The organism is Microbacterium sulfonylureivorans (genome assembly GCF_003999995.1).
GTDB classification, from domain to species: domain Bacteria; phylum Actinomycetota; class Actinomycetes; order Actinomycetales; family Microbacteriaceae; genus Microbacterium; species Microbacterium sulfonylureivorans.
Genome location: NZ_RJAD01000001.1, coordinates 1,545,159 through 1,564,637 on the forward strand (window position 1 = coordinate 1,545,159; position 19,479 = coordinate 1,564,637).

At 71.0% G+C, this 19,479-nt stretch carries 15 protein-coding genes; 12 read left to right on the plus strand and 3 right to left on the minus strand.

Translation table 11 applies throughout. The annotated features are described in order from the left end of the window. The first annotated feature begins 274 nt into the window (after window positions 1-274). The 3 genes from recQ to EER34_RS06865 all read left to right on the plus strand — a co-directional run bounded on the left by recQ (window position 275) and on the right by EER34_RS06865 (window position 4,968). Window positions 275-2,260 (plus strand): DNA helicase RecQ, encoded by a 1,986-nt coding sequence (gene recQ, locus EER34_RS06855; RefSeq protein WP_127473756.1) that lies wholly within the window; start codon window positions 275-277, stop codon window positions 2,258-2,260. 120 nt (window positions 2,261-2,380) lie between these two features. Then, complete coding sequence (locus EER34_RS06860; protein WP_127473757.1) at window positions 2,381-4,672, plus strand: zinc metalloprotease; 2,292 nt, start codon at window positions 2,381-2,383, stop codon at window positions 4,670-4,672. Next, complete coding sequence (locus tag EER34_RS06865; protein ID WP_127473758.1) at window positions 4,669-4,968, plus strand: hypothetical protein; 300 nt, start codon at window positions 4,669-4,671, stop codon at window positions 4,966-4,968. Before EER34_RS06860 ends, EER34_RS06865 begins: the two co-directional genes overlap by 4 nt. A gap of 121 nt (window positions 4,969-5,089) precedes the next feature. On the opposite strand, the gene EER34_RS06870 is transcribed toward EER34_RS06865, so the two are convergent. From EER34_RS06870 to EER34_RS06880, 3 genes are all read right to left on the minus strand, one after another. Further along, window positions 5,090-5,596 carry a septum formation family protein gene (locus tag EER34_RS06870; protein ID WP_127473759.1) on the minus strand — a complete coding sequence of 169 codons (507 nt, stop codon included), beginning with the start codon at window positions 5,594-5,596 and terminating at the stop codon, window positions 5,090-5,092. A 104-nt stretch (window positions 5,597-5,700) separates the two neighbouring features. Then, window positions 5,701-6,966, minus strand: coding sequence for a GNAT family N-acetyltransferase (locus EER34_RS06875; RefSeq protein ID WP_127473760.1), 1,266 nt, complete (start codon window positions 6,964-6,966; stop codon window positions 5,701-5,703). Between the two features lie 80 nt (window positions 6,967-7,046). Then, window positions 7,047-7,538, minus strand: a complete 492-nt coding sequence (locus EER34_RS06880; RefSeq protein WP_127473761.1) for a GNAT family N-acetyltransferase — start codon at window positions 7,536-7,538, stop codon at window positions 7,047-7,049. Between the two features lie 332 nt (window positions 7,539-7,870). Here EER34_RS06880 and EER34_RS06885 point away from each other — a divergent pair, with 332 nt between their 5' ends. From EER34_RS06885 to EER34_RS06925, 9 genes are all read left to right on the plus strand, one after another. Then, window positions 7,871-9,976, plus strand: coding sequence for an acyl-CoA dehydrogenase family protein (locus EER34_RS06885; protein WP_127473762.1), 2,106 nt, complete (start codon window positions 7,871-7,873; stop codon window positions 9,974-9,976). A gap of 222 nt (window positions 9,977-10,198) precedes the next feature. Beyond that, window positions 10,199-10,846: a TetR/AcrR family transcriptional regulator gene (locus tag EER34_RS06890; RefSeq protein ID WP_164743470.1), complete on the plus strand. Its 648-nt coding sequence runs from the start codon at window positions 10,199-10,201 to the stop codon at window positions 10,844-10,846. A gap of 29 nt (window positions 10,847-10,875) precedes the next feature. Then, window positions 10,876-11,448, plus strand: coding sequence for a DNA-3-methyladenine glycosylase I (locus EER34_RS06895; protein WP_127473764.1), 573 nt, complete (start codon window positions 10,876-10,878; stop codon window positions 11,446-11,448). 86 nt (window positions 11,449-11,534) lie between these two features. Further along, entirely contained in the window at window positions 11,535-11,816 is a 282-nt protein-coding gene (locus tag EER34_RS06900; RefSeq protein WP_127473765.1) for a hypothetical protein, read from the plus strand. After that, the gene (locus tag EER34_RS06905; RefSeq protein ID WP_127473766.1) at window positions 11,813-13,432 is read left to right on the plus strand and encodes a hypothetical protein; all 1,620 of its coding nucleotides are present in this window, start codon (window positions 11,813-11,815) and stop codon (window positions 13,430-13,432) included. The genes EER34_RS06900 and EER34_RS06905 overlap by 4 nt, the downstream gene beginning before the upstream one ends. A 7-nt stretch (window positions 13,433-13,439) precedes the next feature. Next, the gene (locus tag EER34_RS06910) at window positions 13,440-13,895 is read left to right on the plus strand and encodes a hypothetical protein (protein ID WP_127473767.1); all 456 of its coding nucleotides are present in this window, start codon (window positions 13,440-13,442) and stop codon (window positions 13,893-13,895) included. Continuing rightward, window positions 13,892-14,527: a hypothetical protein gene (locus EER34_RS06915; protein WP_127473768.1), complete on the plus strand. Its 636-nt coding sequence runs from the start codon at window positions 13,892-13,894 to the stop codon at window positions 14,525-14,527. The genes EER34_RS06910 and EER34_RS06915 overlap by 4 nt, the downstream gene beginning before the upstream one ends. 39 nt (window positions 14,528-14,566) lie before the next feature. After that, window positions 14,567-16,807 (plus strand): LLM class flavin-dependent oxidoreductase, encoded by a 2,241-nt coding sequence (locus tag EER34_RS06920; RefSeq protein WP_127473769.1) that lies wholly within the window; start codon window positions 14,567-14,569, stop codon window positions 16,805-16,807. 162 nt (window positions 16,808-16,969) lie between these two features. After that, window positions 16,970-19,324, plus strand: coding sequence for an ATP-binding cassette domain-containing protein (locus tag EER34_RS06925; protein WP_127473770.1), 2,355 nt, complete (start codon window positions 16,970-16,972; stop codon window positions 19,322-19,324). Window positions 19,325-19,479 lie beyond the last annotated feature (155 nt).

Below are 19,479 nucleotides of genomic sequence, written 5' to 3' on the forward strand. Positions count from 1 at the left end.
AGGGCCTTTCGGATGCCTCGTCCCGCGCCGACGGCAGTGCATCGAGCGGCGGGGCCGAGCGGGCGCGCGACGGCGCCGGTTGACAGGGTGGCGGAGGCGGGTCAACGGCATTGCATGACCCCGACAATACCTCGGGGGCACCGCGGTGACCGGTGGGGCGCCCCGAACCCCGACAGCGGTCGGCGGTTCCTCCCCAGACGGCGGGGTCGCGCGGACGTCCGAGAGTCGGTCGGCGCCGCCTGCGCCGTCGGACGCCCGGGCTACCCTGGGAGCGATGAGCATTCCGCAGGGCGACCCGTACGCCGACCTCGTGTGGGACCCCGACGAGCTCGCTCCGCCGCCCGAGTTCGACGAGCCGCCCTACGTCGAGCCGTCGCGCGGGTTCGCGCCACCCGCGCCGAGCCTCGGGGCGCCCGAGCCGGCGTTCGCAGCGGCGCCGCGCCGCGACTTCGCCGGCGCCGATCCGCGCGCCGTGCTCCACGAGGTCTACGGCTACGACACGTTCCGCGGCGAGCAGGGGGCCATCGTCGAGCACGTGATCGCCGGTGGCGACGCCGTCGTGCTGATGCCGACCGGCGGAGGCAAGAGCGTCTGCTACCAGGTGCCCGCTCTGGTGCGTGCGGGAACGGGCCTCGTGGTGAGCCCGCTCATCGCGCTCATGCACGACCAGGTCGATGCGCTCGTCGCCAACGGCGTGCGCGCCGCGTACCTCAACTCGACCCAGTCGCCGCCCGAGCGCGCTGCGGTCGAGCAGGCCTACCTCGCCGGCGACCTCGACCTGCTGTACGTCGCGCCTGAGCGGCTCAACACCGAGGCCACGCTGCGCTTCCTCGCGCGGGGTCGCCTCAGCGTCATCGCGATCGACGAGGCGCACTGCGTATCGCAGTGGGGCCACGACTTCCGTCCCGACTACCTCGCGCTCGGCGACCTGGCCGAGCGCTTCCCCGGCGTGCCCCGCCTCGCACTGACGGCCACCGCGACGCCGGCCACGCACCGCGAGATGACCGAGCGGCTCCGGCTGCCCGGCGCCCGGCACTTCGTGTCGAGCTTCGACCGGCCGAACATCCAGTACCGCATCGACGCCAAGACCGATCCGCGACGCCAGCTCGCCGCGTTCATCCGTTCGCAGCCCGAGGGGTCGGCCGGCATCGTCTATGCCCTGAGTCGCAAGTCGGTCGAGCAGACGGCCGAGTTCCTCCGCACGCAGGGCTTCGACGCCCTGCCGTACCACGCGGGCCTCGACTCCTCCATCCGCTCCGCGAACCAGTCGCGGTTCCTGCGCGACGACGGGGTCGTGATGGTCGCGACCATCGCCTTCGGCATGGGCATCGACAAGCCCGACGTGCGGTTCGTCGCGCACATCGACCTGCCGAAGTCGGTCGAGGGCTACTACCAGGAGACGGGCCGCGCCGGCCGCGACGGCGACCCGTCCGTGGTGTGGATGGCGTACGGCCTCGGCGACGTCGTGCAGCAGCGCCGCATGATCGACCAGAGCCCCGGCGATCGCGCCTACAAGACCCGCCTGGGGCAGCACCTCGACGCGATGCTGGGTCTCTGCGAGACGATCGGATGCCGCCGCCAGAACCTCCTCGCCTACTTCGGCCAGGACTCGGCTCCCTGCGGCAACTGCGACACCTGCCTCGAGGCCCCCGAGACGTGGGACGGCCTCGTCCCCGCCCAGAAGCTGCTGTCGACGATCGTGCGACTGCAGCGCGAGCGCAACCAGGCGTTCGGCGCCGGCCACCTGATCGACATCCTGCGCGGATCGTCGACCGAGCGCATCCGCCAGCAGGGTCACGACGCGCTGTCGACCTACGGTCTCGGCTCCGACCTCAGCGAGCAGGACTGGCGCAGCGTGATCCGGCAGCTGCTGGCGCGCGGCATCCTCGTCTCCCGCGGCGAGTACGGCACGCTCGCCCTCGGTGAGCCGGCCGGGGGCGTGCTGCGCGGCGAGACGCCAGTGCCGCTGCGGCGCGATGTGCTCGGGCGCACCACGACCACGCGGGTGCGCAAGACGTCGGCCTCCGACACGCTCGCCGAAGGCGACCGGAGCCTGTTCGAGGCGCTGCGCGAGTGGCGCGCGGGTATCGCGAAGGAGCTCGGCGTGCCTGCCTACATCGTGTTCGGCGATGCCACGCTTCGCGCCCTGGCGGAGATCCGCCCGGCGAGCCTCGCCGACCTCGACGGAGTCACCGGCATCGGCGCGAAGAAGCGCGAGGCCTACGGCGACGCCGTGCTCGAGGTCATCCGCGCGGCCTGACCGCGGGTGCGGCCACCGGCCGGTGCCGCGGGCTGCGGCATCCGTCGGCGATGTATCTCCTCCTCAGCGGAGCCCCTCCTCATCAGGGGGCGCCCGCCCCCGGTCATCCGAGGAGGAGACATGACCATCATCGACAACGAGTCCGGCATCGACGCCGCGCTCTTCGATCGGATTCCGATCCCGACCGACGACCTGGACTTCTTCCCGCGGCGGTTCGCGTCCGCGAGCGGAACCTACGTCATCCGACGGCTGCCCCTGCCGTTCACCCGCACCACGTCCGAGTCCGACGGCGCCGCCGATACCGCCGATGCCGCCGACGCGGTCGAGGGGCCGCCGATCGCGTTCTCGCCTCTCGTGCTCCGCGAGGAGCTCCGGCTCGACGTCGATCGTCACTTCCCGCAGATGACGGCGAGCGGCACGACGATCTCGCTGCTGTCGAAGCAGAAGTCGTGGATCGCGAAGGTCGCCAAGACGGGCAAGTGGCGGTACGCCGGACCCATCTGGTACACCGACGGCTTCGGTGCCGGAGGCTTCGCGTACGACCGCGTCGACATCAAGGTGACACCGTCGTTCTTCGGCCTCGGCGGTCATGCGACCGTCGTGTTCACCGGTCCCGGGGGGAAGTCGCTCACCCGCAAGTATCCGTTCGAGACCGCGTCGTTCCACCCGGTGCAGTTCGAGTTCGACTCGACCAGCGACTCCGAGCCGGTCACGCAGATCGGCACGCACGACCACCCGAACCGGCCGGCCTCGCTCGCCTCCGAGACGCTGTCGATCGAGACCGTGTTCCGGCGGGCGGGCTTCGACGTCAGCACGGCGGCCGCGGGCAGCGTGCCCATCAGCGGCGCCGGTGCGAACACGACGTGGAGCGACGCCGAGATGCACGACGCGATGCAGACGTACTGGTCGCGTTTCGCCGACGCCCCGCAGTGGGCGCTCTGGACCTTCTGGGCGCGCCAGCACGATCAGGGTCACAGCCTCGGCGGCATCATGTTCGACGACATCGGGCCGAACCATCGTCAGGGCACGGCGATCTTCACGGACTCGTTCATCAGGGACGTGCCGGCGGGGGATGCCGCGCCCGCGGCGTGGGACAGCCGCATGAGGTTCTGGACGGCCGTGCACGAGATGGGCCACGCGTTCAATCTCGCCCACGCATGGCAGAAGTCTCTGGGGACGCCATGGATCCCGATGGCCGACCAGCCGGAGGCGCGCTCGTTCATGAACTACCCGTACTTCGTGTCGGGCGGTCAGGCCGCGTTCTTCTCCGACTTCGCGTACCGCTTCTCGGACGAGGAGCTGCTGTTCATGCGGCACGCGCCGTCGCGCTTCGTGCAGATGGGCAACGCGGACTGGTTCGACAACCACTCGTTCGAGCAGGCGTTCAGCGAGCTCCCGCCGGCCGAGTATCGGCTCGAGGTGCGCGCGAACCGTGAGACGGCCGTGTTCGACTTCCTGGAGCCGGTCGTGCTCGAGCTGAAGCTCACGAACACGAGCGGCGAGCCGAAGATCGTGCACGCCGACCTCCTCGACCCGCAGCACGTGCTCACGATCGTGTCGTCGCCGGGCAAGGAGCCGCGGCAGTGGATGCCGTACGCCCGCACCTGCGCCGACGCGGCGGCGAGCGTGCTGCCCGCGGGCGGCGCGGTCTACGCGTCGCTGCCGGTGTTCGCGGGCCTCAACGGCTGGGACGTCTCCGAGCCCGGCTCGTACGACGTGATCGCCGTGGTCGAGATCGACGGACGGCCGCTGCGCAGCGAGCCGTTCTCGCTGCGCGTCGCGTCGCCGCGGTCGTACGAGGAGGCCGGGCTCGCGGGTGCGGTGTTCACCGAGAGGGTCGGTCGTGCGCTGGCGTTCGACGGCACGGCAGTCGACACCGTCGCGAACGACACGCTCCTCGAGGCGATCGACCGGCTGCCCGACTCACGCATCGCGATCCACGCGGCTGCGGCGATCGCCCGACCGCTCGCGCGGGACTTCAAGGTGCTGCAGATCCCCGAGGGGGCCGACGCGCAGAGCTCGGTGGCCGACGCCGGCGGTGCGATCCGCACGCGAGCGGCTCACCTCGACGAGGCCCTGGCGCTGTCGGAGCGCGCGCTCGTCACACCGGCGGCCGCCGAGTCGCTCGGCCACATCCGCATGCACGGCCTGGTCGATTCGATCACCGCCGACGCGGCGCGGGAGGGGGCGGATGCCTCGGCCGCGGCGATGCAGCGCGAGATGCACGACGTGTTCGCAGCGCGCGGGGTCCTCCCTCGAGTGCTCGAGGAGGTCGAGCAGAAGGCCGAGTCGTTCGAGCCGGCGCGGACACGGTCGGCAGGGACGAGGTCGACGTCGTCGGCTGCGAAGGCGACGCCGAAGCGCCCGGCGGCGAAGTCGACCACCGCGCGGAAGGGCACGGCGAAGAAGTGATCCCGATCCACATCGAGTTCCAGGAAGGCTGGGAGGGCACCCGCGTCCTCGTCCGCGTCGACGACGCCCTCCCGGCCGAGCTGGAGCCCCGCACGCGGATGCAGACCGGGTTCGCCGCGGCCCTCGTCGTCGAGGTGGACCCCGGTCCCCACGTGATCGCGGTCGAGCTGGTCGACGCCGCGGTCAGCGCCGAGCACGCGCTCGACGTCGTGGCCGAGACATGGCTCGGGGTCTCGCGGAGCGCCCCCGACGCCGTCTCGTTCCGCGAGCAGCCGACGCTGTTCGGCTACGTCTAGACGGACGCGACGCGGGGCAGCAGGCTCGCCGTCGGCCACTGCCGCAGGCCCGGCCGCGGGCTGAGCATGTAGGCCGCACCGGTGAGGGCGTCAATCCGGATCGGGTCGGCGCCCTCCGGTGTCAGCGGGCTGCGGCCTCGAGCGTGCCGGTGACCTCGCCGGCTGGGTCGAAGATCACGCACTGGACCTCGCGGTCGTCCTCGGTGGTCCAGCTCTCCTCGGTCGGGCTGATGGTCCACCAGTCGAGCGCGGACTCGTCGTAGCCGATCCCGACGAACTTCTCGAACAGAGCGTCGCACTCGGCGATGCTCCCCTCTCCGATGCTCTCGTCGCCGGGCCAGTCCCCGTCGGGGAGCGCGTAGGAGCCGAAGACTTGATTGGTGTGCGGCTCGTCGCACGGGATGACAGGCAGACTCGCGAACTCCGCGGCTTCTACGTCGTCGAAGCAGTCGCCAACACGGAGGGCGAAGACGTCTTCGTTGCCGGCTTCGACGACCTCTTGTGTCGTGTCGTCGCGCGAGGCGTCGGGCCCGTTCACGACGTCGTTGACCACGAGGCCGCCGATTCCCACACCGAGGAAGACCGCGCCCGCGGCGAGACCCTTCTTCAACCTGTCCGACATTGCCATCCGCTGTCTCCGCTCGACCGCCACCACCGACGGTCGGTTTCGACTCGCCTCAGAGAGGCTAAGGCAACGGGGTCGCGGCGCTCGCCACCTGTGGACAGCGAGAGTCAGGCGGGCGGGAACGAACGCACCCGCTCGACCCGGAGCACGTGCGGCAGCGCAGCGGTGTCGCGAATGCCGTCGGGCCGCGGGAACTCGTAGACGTCGAGCATGAACTGCACCGGATAGTCGATCGACTGCACCACCGTCTTCACCCAGGTGCCGTCGATGAAGAAGCGCACCCGCTCGGGCGTCCACTCGACGGCGTAGTCGTGCATCGCGGTCAGGTCGCCGTCGATCCGGATCTTCTCGAAGTCCTCGCGGAGTCGAGGATCGTTCTGCGGCTTGACGCCGACGCCCACCCAGCCTCCGTCGTCGTCGAGCTCGCCGCCGAAGATCTCGGCGATGCACAGCTCTCCGCAGTCGTCGGGACGCTCCTCGAAGCCGATCGGCCAGAACGCGACCATCACATCGCGGTGCTTGACGGCGGCCAGGCGTACCTCGATCACACCGTGGCGCACGAGCCAGCCCCGCTGCTCGGGCTGCTCCTCGCGCACGACGAGCCCGTCGCGGAATCGGTGCTGGCCGACGTCGCTGCTGACCGGCCCGGAGAACTGACCGGTCTGCAGGTGCGACACCCGGAGGTCGCCGTCGAGCTCGGGCGCCCAGGGCGGGGTGTCTTCGCCGACGCGCAGCTCGAGCCCACCGCCGCCGAGGCTCCAGCGCGCCCGCGTCGCCTCGCGGGACGCCCAGTGCGGCGTGTAGAACGGCCACCACCTCGCCTCATCGAGCAGGTCGCCGTCGAACTGCTCGTCGACCCCGGGCTGCCGCCCAGCGAGATCGAGCGGCGACACGTCGAGCAGCCAGTTGTTGAACGTGAGCTCGCCGCCGCGCCAGGGCGCGGTCGCCGATCCGCGATGCTCGAACCCGGCTCCGCGGCACAGCGCATTCGACCCCGCGTTGTCGACGCCCGGATATGCGACGAGCAGCCCGCGGCGACCGTCGGCGACGACCAGCCGGATGAGCTGCCGCAGCGCCTCTCTCGCGACCCCGCGCCCCTGCCAGTCCGGCTCGACGCTCCACCCGGTCTCGAAGGCGGGCACGCCGTCGTGCTCGGCCTGCCAGTACCCGATGCCGCCGGCGGGCACGCCGTCGACGTCGATGCGCAGCATGCACGCCTCGCGGCTCGCGTTGAGCCGCAGATACCGCGCATGCCGTTCGCGCAGCTGCTCGTCGGTCTCGGGACCGCCGAGGTGCGCGGTCATCTCGGGGGTGTTGGCGCGCTCGAGCACCGGGAGGTCGTCGGGACCCCATCGTGTGAGCGTGACCTGCATCGCACCGCCGTCCTTCGTTCACCATTGTGCGAAGGGCCTCTGACACCGACGCGGCTGCGGGCGAGGCATCCGTCCGCCGTTCACCCCCGAGGGCGGATCACCCAGACGTTCACGGTCGTCGGCTCGCCGCCGTCGGCCGCGGGGAACACGCCGGTCCCCTCGAGCGTGAATCCGACGCGACGGCAGAGCGCATGGGATGCCTCGTTCCCGACGTGCCCGTAGCCCACGATGGGGCGCCCGCCGCCGGCGTCGGCGGCCCGCCGCACGACCTCGGCCAGGACGGTCGACGCGACGCCGCGCCCTTGCCACGCGGGCTCGATCACGCACCCCACCTCGTAGGCGGGAGCCCCGTCATGCTCCTGCTCCCACCAGCCCGCGTACCCGGCCGCCGCACCGTCGACCTCGACGCGGAACATGCGGACGGCCTCGCCGCCGTCCGTATATTCGGCGTGCCGCTCGGCCAGAGCGTCCTCGGTCTCGGGCCCGCCGAGGTAGCGCGTGAGTTCCGGCGTGTTCGCGCGGCGGAGCAGCTCGAGGTCGCCCTCGCCCCACGGCTCGAGCGTGATCTGCATGCCCCCATCCTCCCCTCCCTCCGTCTCCGTACGCGTCCGTTTGTGTGGAGAAGGTTCCGCTTTCCGAGCGTCGAAGCGTGATCTTCTCCACACAAACCGACGGGGGACGGGGACGGGGCACGGGGGACGCGAACGGGGAACGGGCGACGGGGAATGGGCGACGGGGAACGGGCGACGGGGGAGGGAGGGGCGGGTGTGGGGAGGGCACAACGTGGGGGCGACCCGTGACGCGGTCGCGTTGTCGTAGTGCTCCAACCGGTTTGGGCGGTCATTGTGGGAGTCCTACCGTCGGAGATGACTTTTCCGCCCACCGACACCGAGAGGTGACGCACATGGCCGACGCCGCCGTCCGCTCACACAAGCCCGCCACCAGCAAGCGCACGCCTGCCGGCGGAGCTCCCACCGCCCCGCACACCGCGGAAGAGGCATCCGATCCCCGCATCGATGTCGCCGCCGTCACCGACCTGCTGCTCGGCACGTGGGCAGACACCCGCCGCGAGGCGCGCGAGATGATCAAGGACCCGGCGTTCTGGCGCATCGACGGTCAGCCGATGGCCGAGCACCGGGAGCGCACGCTCACGCAGCTCCACCTCCTCGTCGAGCACGGCGGCTCGCGTCGCGCATTCCCCGCCGAGTACGGCGGCCTCGGCGACAACGGCGCGAACCTCGCCGGCTTCCAGGAGCTCGTGCTGGCCGATCCCAGCCTGCAGATCAAGTCGGGCGTGCAGTGGGGCCTGTTCGGCTCGGCGATCTTCCAACTCGGCACCAAGGAGCACCACGACAGGTGGCTCTCCGGCGTGATCGACATGAGCCTTCCGGGCGCGTTCGCGATGACCGAGACGGGGCACGGATCGGATGTCGCGGCCATCGGCACCACGGCGACGTACGACGCCGAGACCGAGGAGTTCGTCATCCACACGCCGTTCCGCGGCGCATGGAAGGACTACCTCGGCAACGCGGCGCTCCACGGCAAGGCGGCGACCGTGTTCGCGCAGCTCATCACGGGCGGCGTGAACTACGGCGTGCACTGCTTCTTCGTGCCGCTGCGCGACGAGGAGGGGAACTTCCTCCCCGGCATCGGCGGCGAGGACGACGGGGTCAAGGGCGGGCTGAACGGCATCGACAACGGCCGCCTCCACTTCGACCACGTCCGCATCCCCCGCACGAACCTGCTCAACCGCTACGGCGACGTCGCCGCCGACGGCACGTACTCGAGCGACATCCCGACCCCTGGTCGCCGGTTCTTCACCATGCTCGGCGCGCTCGTGCAGGGACGTGTGTCGCTCGACGGCGCCGCGACCACGGGCACCGCGCTCTCGCTCTACATCGCGCTGACCTACGCGAACCAGCGTCGCCAGTTCGACTCCGGCGCCGGGACGGCCGAGGTCGTGCTGCTCGACTACGGCAAGCACCAGCGGCGCCTTCTGCCCCTGCTCGCGCAGAACTACGCCCAGTTCTTCGCGCACGACGAGCTGCTGCGCGCGTTCGACGGCGTGTTCTCGGGACGCAACGACACGTCCACCGAGCGCGAGAACCTCGAGACCCTCGCGGCCGCGCTCAAGCCCCTGTCGACCTGGAACGCCCTCGACACGATCCAGGAGGCGCGCGAGGCCTGCGGCGGCTCGGGCTTCCTGGCCGAGAACCGCATGGTCGGCCTCCACCAGGACCTCGACGTGTACGTCACCTTCGAGGGCGACAACAACGTCCTCCTGCAGCTGGTCGGCAAGCGGCTGCTGTCCGACTTCGCGCAGCAGTTCAAGGGGAAGGATGCCGCGGCCCTCGCCCGCTACGCCGCGAAGCAGACCGCCGGCAAGCTCTTCCACGGCGCGGGGCTGCGTCAGCTCGGCCAGTCGGTCGCCGACCTCGGCTCGACCGCCCGCTCGGTCGAGCTCGGGCTCCGCGAGGACCAGCAGCACGAGCTGCTCGCCGGGCGCGTGCAGCAGATGGTCTCCGATATCGCGGGAGCGCTGCGGCCGGCGTCGAAGCTCTCGCCCGCCGACGCGGCTGCGCTGTTCAACGGCCACCAGGCCGAACTCATCGAGGCGGCGCGCGCACACGCCGAGCTGCTGCAGTGGGAGGCGTTCACCGACGGCGTCAACAAGGTCGACGACGACGGCACGAAGCAGGTCCTGACCTGGCTGCGCGACCTCTTCGGCCTGCACCTCATCGAGAAGCACCTCGCCTGGTACCTCATCAACGGGCGTCTGTCGGCGCAGCGCGCGGCATCCGTCTCCCGGTACATCGACCGCCTCGCCGCCCGCCTGCGTCCGCACGCGCAGGACCTCGTCGACGCCTACGGCTTCGCGCCCGAGCACGTGCGCGCGCCGATCGCGTCGGGGGCGGAGCTCGAGCGTCAGAACGAGGCGCGCGACTACTACGCCGCGCTCGCCGCGTCGGGCGACGCTCCCGTGTCGGAGAAGTCGCTCAAGAAGAAGTGAGGGTGCCGGCGTCCTCGATTAACTGGGGATTTGTGTCCGGATAGGAACTCCGCTAGCTTCGCCCCGGGGACAACCGACGCGGAGCCCGACCGTGCCGATGCCTCGGCACGGCGCCACGCGGACGTGTGGGACGTCGTCGGCCTCTGGGGATCCAGGCCGACCGCGGTGACCGGGCTTCGCGTCGTCCCCCGGGCCGCCCCGCGTGAACGTATCGTTGGGTCCGTGGAGGGTGCAGGACGGGTCCGCGCGGAGCGCGTCGAGGTTCAGCGCAGCCGCGAGCAGATCCTCGCCGCGGCCGAGCGTCACTTCGCGCGCAACGAGCCCGACCTGTCGATGAGCGAGCTCGCCCGCCTCGCCGGCGTCGGCAATGCGACGCTCTACCGGAGGTTCGCGTCGGTCGACGACGTCGTGCGCGCGCTCTACGATCGCCACACCGTGGAGCAGCAGCGAGTCATCGACGACATGGTGAGCCAGGACACCGGCTGGGACGGCGTCGTCGCGCTCGTGACCGGCCTGGCTCTCCTCACGCTGTCGCGGCCGGCCGTGCCGAGAGTCATCCGGCGGATGGCCGAGCTCGATCCCGACATCCGTCACGGCGCGGACTGGGACGCCTCGCTCCGCGAGGTGACGCGCCGGGCGCAGGACGAGGGGATGCTCCGCCCCGACGTCGAGGCGAACGACATCTCGCTCGCCGCCTTCGGGCTGGGCGACTACGGCTACCTGCCCGACGTCGCGCGCCAGCGGATCGTCGCCCGACAGATCGTCGTGTTCCTCGACGGGCTCCGCGCCGACGGCGAACGCACTCCGCTTCCGGGCGAGGCCGTCGCGACGGACGAGATCCAGGCGTACCTGCGCGAACCGCGCGCGTGACCGTCGGCGGCCGGTCCTAGGGTGAACGGGTGACCACCGACACCCGCCCCGGACCCGACCACGTCGCGCGGTGCGCGTGGGTCGGCGACGACCCCGAGTACCGCCGGTACCACGACGAGGAGTGGGGCATCCCCCTCCACGGCGACCGCGCGCTGTTCGAGAAGATGAGCCTCGAGGGCTTCCAGGCCGGGCTGTCGTGGATCACGATCCTGCGCAAGCGGCCGCGCTTCCGCGAGGTGTTCGCCGGGTTCGACCCGGTGGCGGTCGCAGGGTTCGGCGAGGCGGATGTCGAGCGGCTCATGGCCGACGCCGGGATCATCCGCAACCGGGCGAAGATCCTCGCGACGATCTCGAACGCCCGACTGGTGCTCGACATGGAGCCGGGCGAGCTCGATGCCTTCATGTGGTCGTTCGCTCCGGCATCCCACGCGCGTCCCGCGTCTTTCGGCGACGTGCCGGCGACCACCGCCGAGTCCGACGCCCTGAGCAAGGCTCTCCGCAAGCGCGGGTTCCGCTTCGTCGGCTCCACGACGATGTACGCGCTCATGCAGTCGTCGGGCATGGTCGACGATCACGTGGCGGGGTGCTGGCGCGCGGCCTGACCGCATGGGGGATTGTCCCCATCGGATGCCTCGGCCCGCCGCCCTAGGCTCGCGATGACGGCGCATTCGATCACCGAGGGGGGCCGATGGGCGACATCCAGCTCGATCTGGAGGGGATCCGCGCCGCACGGGGGCGGGTGGCCGGCGCGCTCTCGACCTTCCGCAGCGCGGATCGCGTCGGCGACGATCTCGCCGACCTCACCGGGGAGCACCGTCTGGCGGGCAAGGTGCGCGACTTCGCCGGCAACTGGGACTACAACCGCGGCAAGCTCGAGGAGCAGCTCGTCACGGTGCGCGACTGGCTCGAGGCGATCGACGAGACGATGACCGAGCTCGACGAATCCATGGGCCACGGGACGACCCCGTGACCTCGGGCCTGGAGGGGGAGTTCGAGGACGTGTTCGCCGGACGTCCGTCCGAGCTCGAGACGCGCGCCCGACGCCTGCAGAGCACCGCCGAGGCGATCGAGCGCGCGGCCGACGCCCTGCGCGACCTGGTCGACGCCCAGCGCAGCGAGGCGACCGACGCGCTCGAGGAGTCGGCCACGGAGGCGGCCGCCGGGCTTCGCCGCGCCCGCAAGCGGTACGGGGGGACCGCGACGGCGCTCACCACGTACGCCGTCGAGCTCGGGCCGATCCAGTCGACCGCGCGGGCCGCGGTCGACGACGCCGACTTCCACCAGGCGCGCAGCTACCGGCTGCAGGGCGACCTCGACGATCTGCGCAACGATATCACCCTCGCCGAGGCCGAGGGAGCGCCGACCGACGCGCTGTATGAGGAGCTCTGGTCGACGAGCGACGGCGCCGCCTATTCCGCGGGCCGGGTCGAGGACGCTCGCCGCACGCTGAACCAGGCGAGGCAGGACATCTGGGATGCCGCGAACCGGGCCATCGACGCCATCGAGACGGCCGTCGAGCACGGCGCGGACTCGTTCGGCGACAACTGGAATCAGTTCTGGGATCCGATCGGCGACTTCTTCGAGATGGTCGGCGAGTGGGCGTCGCAGGTGCTGGCCGCGGTGGTCGAGATGCTGCAGGAGCTACTGAGCGCGCTGATCTCGGCGCTCGTCGTGATCGCCATCCTGCTGGCGGCGGCGCTCGTGATCGGGCTGGTCTTCGTCATCTTCGGCGTCGTCGGGCTGCTCGTGCTCGGCGCGTTCCTCGCCGCCGCGCTGCTGACGCTGGCCATCGCCGAGATGGTCGGGAGTCCCCAGCGCATCGGCTCGCAGACCGATGACACGGCGCCGACGGGTGATGCCGAGAAGGATGCCGCGCTCGACGATCTGGAGGCGCGCGACTACCAGGGGCTCATGGTCGACCTCGCGCAGCAGGACGCCAACGGCCTCGACGCCGAGACCGAGATCCGCGTCGTGGCGATCCGCGACGCGGCGGGCAACGTGGTGTCGTGGCGGATCCAGCTGCCGAGCACGCAGAACTGGAGCGTCACGAACACCGACGGCGCGCTCAACGACGTCCGTGCCGACGTGATGCTGTCGATGTTCCCCGGCGTGCCCACGCAGTATGAAGAGGCGGTGTGGGACGCGATGACCGACGCCGGGGTGTTCGAGAGCGACGCGCCCATCATGTTCACGGGCTGGTCGCTCGGCGGGATGATGGCGGGGGAGCTCGCGACGAACCCGCGCGTCGCCGATCGGGTGGAGTCGGTCTTCACGGCCGGCTCGGCGATCGACAAGCACTACAGCGACATGCCGCCCGACGTGCGCGTCACGCAGATCAACAACGGCATCGATCCGGTGCACACCCTGGAGCTGCTGGGCCTCGACCCCGTCGACTACGTGCGCTTCGACGAAGACTGGCAGACCTACCGTCCGCTCACCACGCCCATGCACGATGCGACCATGTATGGTGCTGAGGCGGAGCGCTACCTCCCCGAACCGCGGCCCGGCGACGAGATCTTCTTCGCCTCCGAAGGCGGCTCGAGCTACGAGGAAGTGCACACCTACACGTACACGAGAGGGTCGTAGAGGCGCGATGAGACTGCTGCGGACGACACTCGCCCTGACGATCGCGATCGGTGCGCTGGCCCTCGCGGGGTGCACCTCCGACCCCGATCTGAGCGGGCTCGAGTCGGAGCTCGCCGGGGTCGACGGGATCAACGGCGCGATCGCGGATACGCAGCACTCCGGCGCCCCGTGGAACACCGCGACGGTCATCCTGCTGTTCCTCGACGACTCCTCCGACGAGGGCATCATCGCGTCCGTCCGCGGCGCCGCGCCGGTGCTCGCCGACGATGCGGCCGTGTCCCGCAACCCCGTGAGCCTCATCTTCATCGACGGCGACCGCGATGACTACGACACCCGTTCGTCGGCCCTGGCCGACGATGTGATCGTGACGTCGGAGGTCGCCGACAGCCTCGGGATCGCGGCGGGCGCCGGCGAGTCTCTTCGGCTGACGCCCGAAGACCTCCGCCGGCTCACGGGCGAGTGACGACCGACGCCCCGACGGCGGCCGCGCCGCAGCTGACGTTCCAGCTGCCCGGGCGGTGGCTGGCCGTCGATCCCCGGGACGAGGCGGTCGCCGCCGCACAGGTCGATGCCGCGGTGCGCGAGCTCGTCGGAACCGCCGACGATGCGGCGACAGCCCGGCGGCGCCTGCGCGACCACCTCCGCCGTGCCGTCGACGCCGGGAGGGATGCCGGTGCCCACGCGATCTTCCTGTGCCTCGAGATCGTGCCCGACCTCGCCACCCCGGCGTCGCTCACCGTGCACTCCCCGGCCGGCATGCGCATGACGCCGGCGGTCGGCACGTCGGCCGACGCGGTGCTCGGGGTGCTGCGCGAGAGCTTCCGGGTGCTCGGCGTCGAGGGCATCGACACTGCACGCCGCCTCGACGGCCCGCGCGCGAGCATGCTGCGCATCGACCGCGTGCGCGAGGAGACGGTCGCCGAGGACGGCGTCGAAGCCGTGGCATCCCGCCTCGAGGCGGAGTACTGGTTCGCCGTGCCCGGCTCGAAGCACGTCGCGCTCGCGAGCTTCGCGACGCCGCTCGGCGAGATCCGCCACGCGATGCTCAGCCTGTTCGACTCGATCGCGCTCGCGGCATCCTTCGGCCCGGAATGATCCGGCCGGCCGAGGCGTTCCGGGACTCGGAGGATCTACATGGACTACGGCCACGTGCTCGAATTCGGCGCGTTCATCACCCCATCCGCAGCGAACCCCGACGCCCCCGTCCTGCTCGCGCAGGCCGCCGAGGCATCCGGGCTCGATCTCGTCACCTTCCAGGATCACCCGTACCAGCCCGCGTTCCTCGACACATGGACCCTCATGTCGTTCGTCGCCGCGCGGACCGACACCATCCGCATCGCACCGAACGTGCTCAACGTGCCCCTGCGCCCGCCGGCCGTCGTCGCGCGGAGCGCGGCGAGCCTCGACCTGCTCTCGGGCGGCCGGTTCGACCTCGGCCTCGGCGCCGGCGGCTTCTGGGACGCCATCGAGGCCATGGGCGGTGGACGCCTGACCCCCGGTCAGGCGGTGACCGCGCTCGAGGAGGCGATCGACGTCATCCGCGAGCTGTGGAACACCAGCGAGCGCCGCGGCGCCTTCACCGACGGCGCGTACCACCGCGTCCATGGAGCGAAGCGCGGGCCGCGCCCTGCCCACGACATCCCGATCCTGATCGGCGCCTACAAGCCCCGCATGCTCGCCCTCACCGGACGCAAGGGCGACGGCTGGCTGCCCTCGCTCGGCTACATGAAGCCCGGCGACCTCGGCCGCGGCAACACCGCGATCGACGAGGCCGCCGCATCGGTCGGCCGTGATCCGCGCGAGATCCGCCGCCTGCTCAACGTCGGGCAGCTCGCCGCCGATCCGCGCGAGTTCGCCGAGCGCCTCGTCCGGCTCGCGATCGAGGACGGCATCGGCACGTTCATCCTCGCGGGCGACGACCCGCGCCTGCTGCAGACCTTCGGCGCGGACGTGGCTCCCGCCGTGCGCGAGCTCGTCGCGCGCGAGCGCGGCGAGCGCGGCACGACGACGGCATCCGCCCGCTCATCCGCGGCCCTCGCCGCCCGACGTCACGGCATCGCCTACGACGACGTGCCCGCGGGGGTGAGAGCGATCGAGCCCGGAGACTTCGAATACGCCGACGTGCGCTCGACGTACATGCGCGGCGGCTCGCCCGGTCTCGTCCTGCAGCCGGATTCGCCGGCGCAGGTCGCCGAGTCGATCGCCTTCGCGAGGCGCCATCCGGATGCCTCGCTCTCGGTCCGCAGCGGCGGCCATGGCATCAGCGGCCGCAGCACGAACGACGGCGGGATCGTGATCGACCTCCGCCGACTCGACGCGATCGAGGTGCTCGACGTGGATCGCCGGCTCGTGCGCATCGGGCCGGGCGCGCGATGGATGGAGGTCGCGGCGGCACTCGCCGAGCACGGCTGGGCACTGTCGTCGGGCGACTACGGCGGCGTGGGCGTGGGAGGCCTCGCGACGGCTGGCGGCATCGGGTTCCTCGCCCGCGAGCACGGCCTGACGATCGACCACCTCCGCGCCGCCGAGATCGTGCTGGCGGATGGCTCGATCGTGCGCGCCGACGCCGGCACCCATGCCGACCTGTTCTGGGCGATCCGCGGCGCCGGAGGCAACGTCGGCGTCGTGACGTCGTTCGAGTTCGAGGTCGACGAGGTCGGCGAGGTCGGCTGGGCGCAGCTCGCGTTCCAGGTCGACGACCTGCCCGGCTTCCTCGAGGGGTACGGGCGGATCGTGGAGGACGCGCCGCGCGACCTCACCGTCTTCCTCCTCGCCGGCGGCCCGCGCCCCGGACAGCCGCAGGTCGTGCAGCTTTACGGCGTGGTCGACTCCGACGATCCCGACACGATCATCGCCCGGCTGCAGCCCTTCGCCGAGCTCGCGCCGCTCGTGCAGCAGTCCGTCCAGGTCGCCCCGTACGCCCAGGTCATGGCGAACGCCGACCTGGGTCCGCAGCACGGCTCGGGCGAGCCGCACTCGAGGTCGGGACTCATCGAGCACGTGACGCCCGCATTCGCCGAGGCGGCGGCCCGGATGCTGGCATCCGGCGCCGTTCCCTTCTTCCAGCTGCGCGCGGTCGGCGGCGCGGTGGCCGACGTGCCCGAGGACGCGACGGCCTACGCCCACCGGTCGGCGAACTTCTCCGTCGTCGCGCTGGGATCGAACCCGGCGAGCCTCGACGCGCAGTGGCGGGCGCTCGCCGAGCACATCGCCGGCATGTACCTGAGCTTCGACTCGTCGGAGCGGCCCGAGCGCATCGGCGAGGCGTTCCCGCCCGCGACGCTCGCGCGGCTGCGCGCGATCAAGGCGCGGGTCGATCCGACGTGCGTCTTCCGCGACAACTTCGCGATCGAGCCGGCGGTCGACGCGGCCTGACCGTGCCGCCGGCGGTTCGGGGCGCGCTGCGTCGATGGGGGCGGCCGTCATGCGCCCCGAACGACAAGATCCGCCCCGAACCCGGGTCCTGACCGGATTCAGGAAGCGCGGTGTCCGCGATCGCGGCCAGAATGTAGGGTCGCATTCGATCGAGAGGACCCCATGGCCGAGGCATCCGTCCCCCACATCGCCGACTCGCACGAGCAGATCCGTGTCGTCGGAGCCCGAGAGAACAACCTCAAGAACGTCGACGTCGACATCCCCAAGCGGCGCCTCACGGTGTTCACCGGTGTGAGCGGGTCGGGCAAGTCGTCGCTCGTCTTCGCCACGATCGCGAACGAGTCGCAGCGGCTCATCAACGAGACCTACCCCACGTTCGTGCAGCAGTTCATGGGCCAGCTCAACCGCCCCGAGGTCGATGCCCTCGAGAACGTGAGCCCGGCGATCATCGTCGACCAGGAGCGGATGGGGGCCAACTCGCGCTCGACGGTCGGCACGGCCACCGACGCCCACGCGATGCTGCGCATCCTGTTCAGCCGCATCGGCCAGCCGCACGTCGGGTCGCCGCAGGCGTTCTCGTTCAACATCCCGTCCGTGTCGGGCGCCGGTGCGGTGACCTTCGAGAAGGGCGGCAAGACCGTCAAGGAGCGCCGCTCGTTCGAGGTCACCGGCGGCATGTGCCCCCGCTGCGAGGGCCTCGGCGAGGCGAGCGACATCGACCTCGACGAGCTGTTCGACAGCTCGAAGTCGCTGGCGGGCGGCGCCATCACGATCCCGGGCTACAACGTCGACGGCTGGATGGTGCGCGGGTTCACCGAGTCCGGGTTCTTCGACCCCGACAAGCCGATCAAGGACTTCACGGCGCAGGAGCGCGAGGACTTCCTCTACAAGGAGCCCACGAAGGTCAAGATCCAGAACATCAACATGACCTACGAGGGACTCATCCCCAAGCTCACGAAGTCCGTGCTGCAGAAGGACCGCGACGCCCTGCAGCCGCACATCCGGGCGTTCGTCGACCGGGCCGTCAAGTTCACCGCGTGCCCCGACTGCGGGGGCTCCCGTCTGAACGAGGGCGCGCGCTCGTCGAAGATCAAGGGCGTGAACATCGCGGATGCCGCGGCCATGCAGATCACCGACCTGGCGGAGTGGCTCGGCACGATCGACGACGCCGAGGTCGCCCCGCTGATGGCCAGCCTGCGCGCGACGATCGACTCCTTCGTCGACATCGGCCTCGGGTACCTCTCGCTCGACCGCTCGTCGGGCACCCTCTCGGGCGGTGAGGCGCAGCGCACCAAGATGATCCGCCACCTCGGATCGGCGCTCACCGACATCAGCTACGTGTTCGACGAGCCGACGGCGGGGCTCCACCCCCACGACATCCAGCGGATGAACGCGCTCCTCAAGCTCCTGCGCGACAAGGGCAACACCGTGCTCGTCGTCGAGCACAAGCCCGAGGTCATCGAGATCGCCGACCACATCGTCGACCTCGGGCCGGGCGCGGGCCGCGCCGGCGGCGAGATCCAGTACACGGGGGATGTCGCGGGCCTGCGTGCGTCGGGCACCATCACCGGCCGGCACCTCGACGACCGCGCGCGGCTGAAGGAGTCGACCCGCGCCGCGAAGGGCGTGCTCGAGATCCGAGGCGCGCAGCAGCACAACCTCAAGAAGGTCGATGTCGACATCCCGCTGGGCATCCTCACCGTGGTGACGGGCGTGGCGGGCTCGGGCAAGTCGTCGCTCATCCACGGCAACGTCCCCGCGTTCGACGACGTGGTCGTGGTCGACCAGGCGCCCATCAAGGGGTCGCGACGCAGCAGCCCGGCGACCTACACGGGCATCCTGGACGCGATCCGCTCGGCGTTCGCCAAGGCGAACGGCGTCAAGCCGGGTCTTTTCAGCGCGAACTCCGAGGGCGCGTGCCCGGCGTGCAAGGGCCTGGGCGTCATCATCACCACGCTCGGATTCACGCAGACCGTCGAGACGCTGTGCGAACTGTGCGACGGGTCCGGCTTCAGCGACGAGGTGCTCGAGTACCGCCTCGACGGCAAGAACATCGCCGAGGTCCTCGCGATGTCGGCGGGCGAGGCATCCGAGTTCTTCACCAAGGGGCCGGCGCACACCACCCTGATGCGCATGATCGACGTCGGGCTCGGCTACATCACCCTCGGACAGGCGCTCAACACCCTGTCGGGGGGTGAGCGGCAGCGTCTCAAGCTCGCGATCTCGATGGCGAAGAAGGGGGCGATCTACGTTCTCGACGAGCCCACCACTGGGCTGCACCTCGCCGACGTGGACAACATGCTCGGGATGCTCGACCGCCTGGTCGACGCCGGCAACAGCGTCATCGTGATCGAGCACCACCAGGCCGTGATGGCCCACGCCGACTGGATCATCGACCTCGGACCGGGAGCGGGCCACGACGGCGGCCTCGTGGTGTTCGAGGGCAGGCCGGAAGATCTCGTCGCCTCGGGTGAGAGCCTCACGGCGCACCACCTCCGCGAGTACGTCGCCCGCTGAGTCCCGGCGCCCATGGGTGAATCTCCCCATGGGCGTCGGGGCCGGTCCCGGAATACGATCTCCGAGGCGACGCGCGCCGGGGAGGGTGTCCGGGTCGCCGGGTTAGGCTGAGACGTCTTGCCGCTGCGCTCGCCACGCATGCCCCGACCGACGGA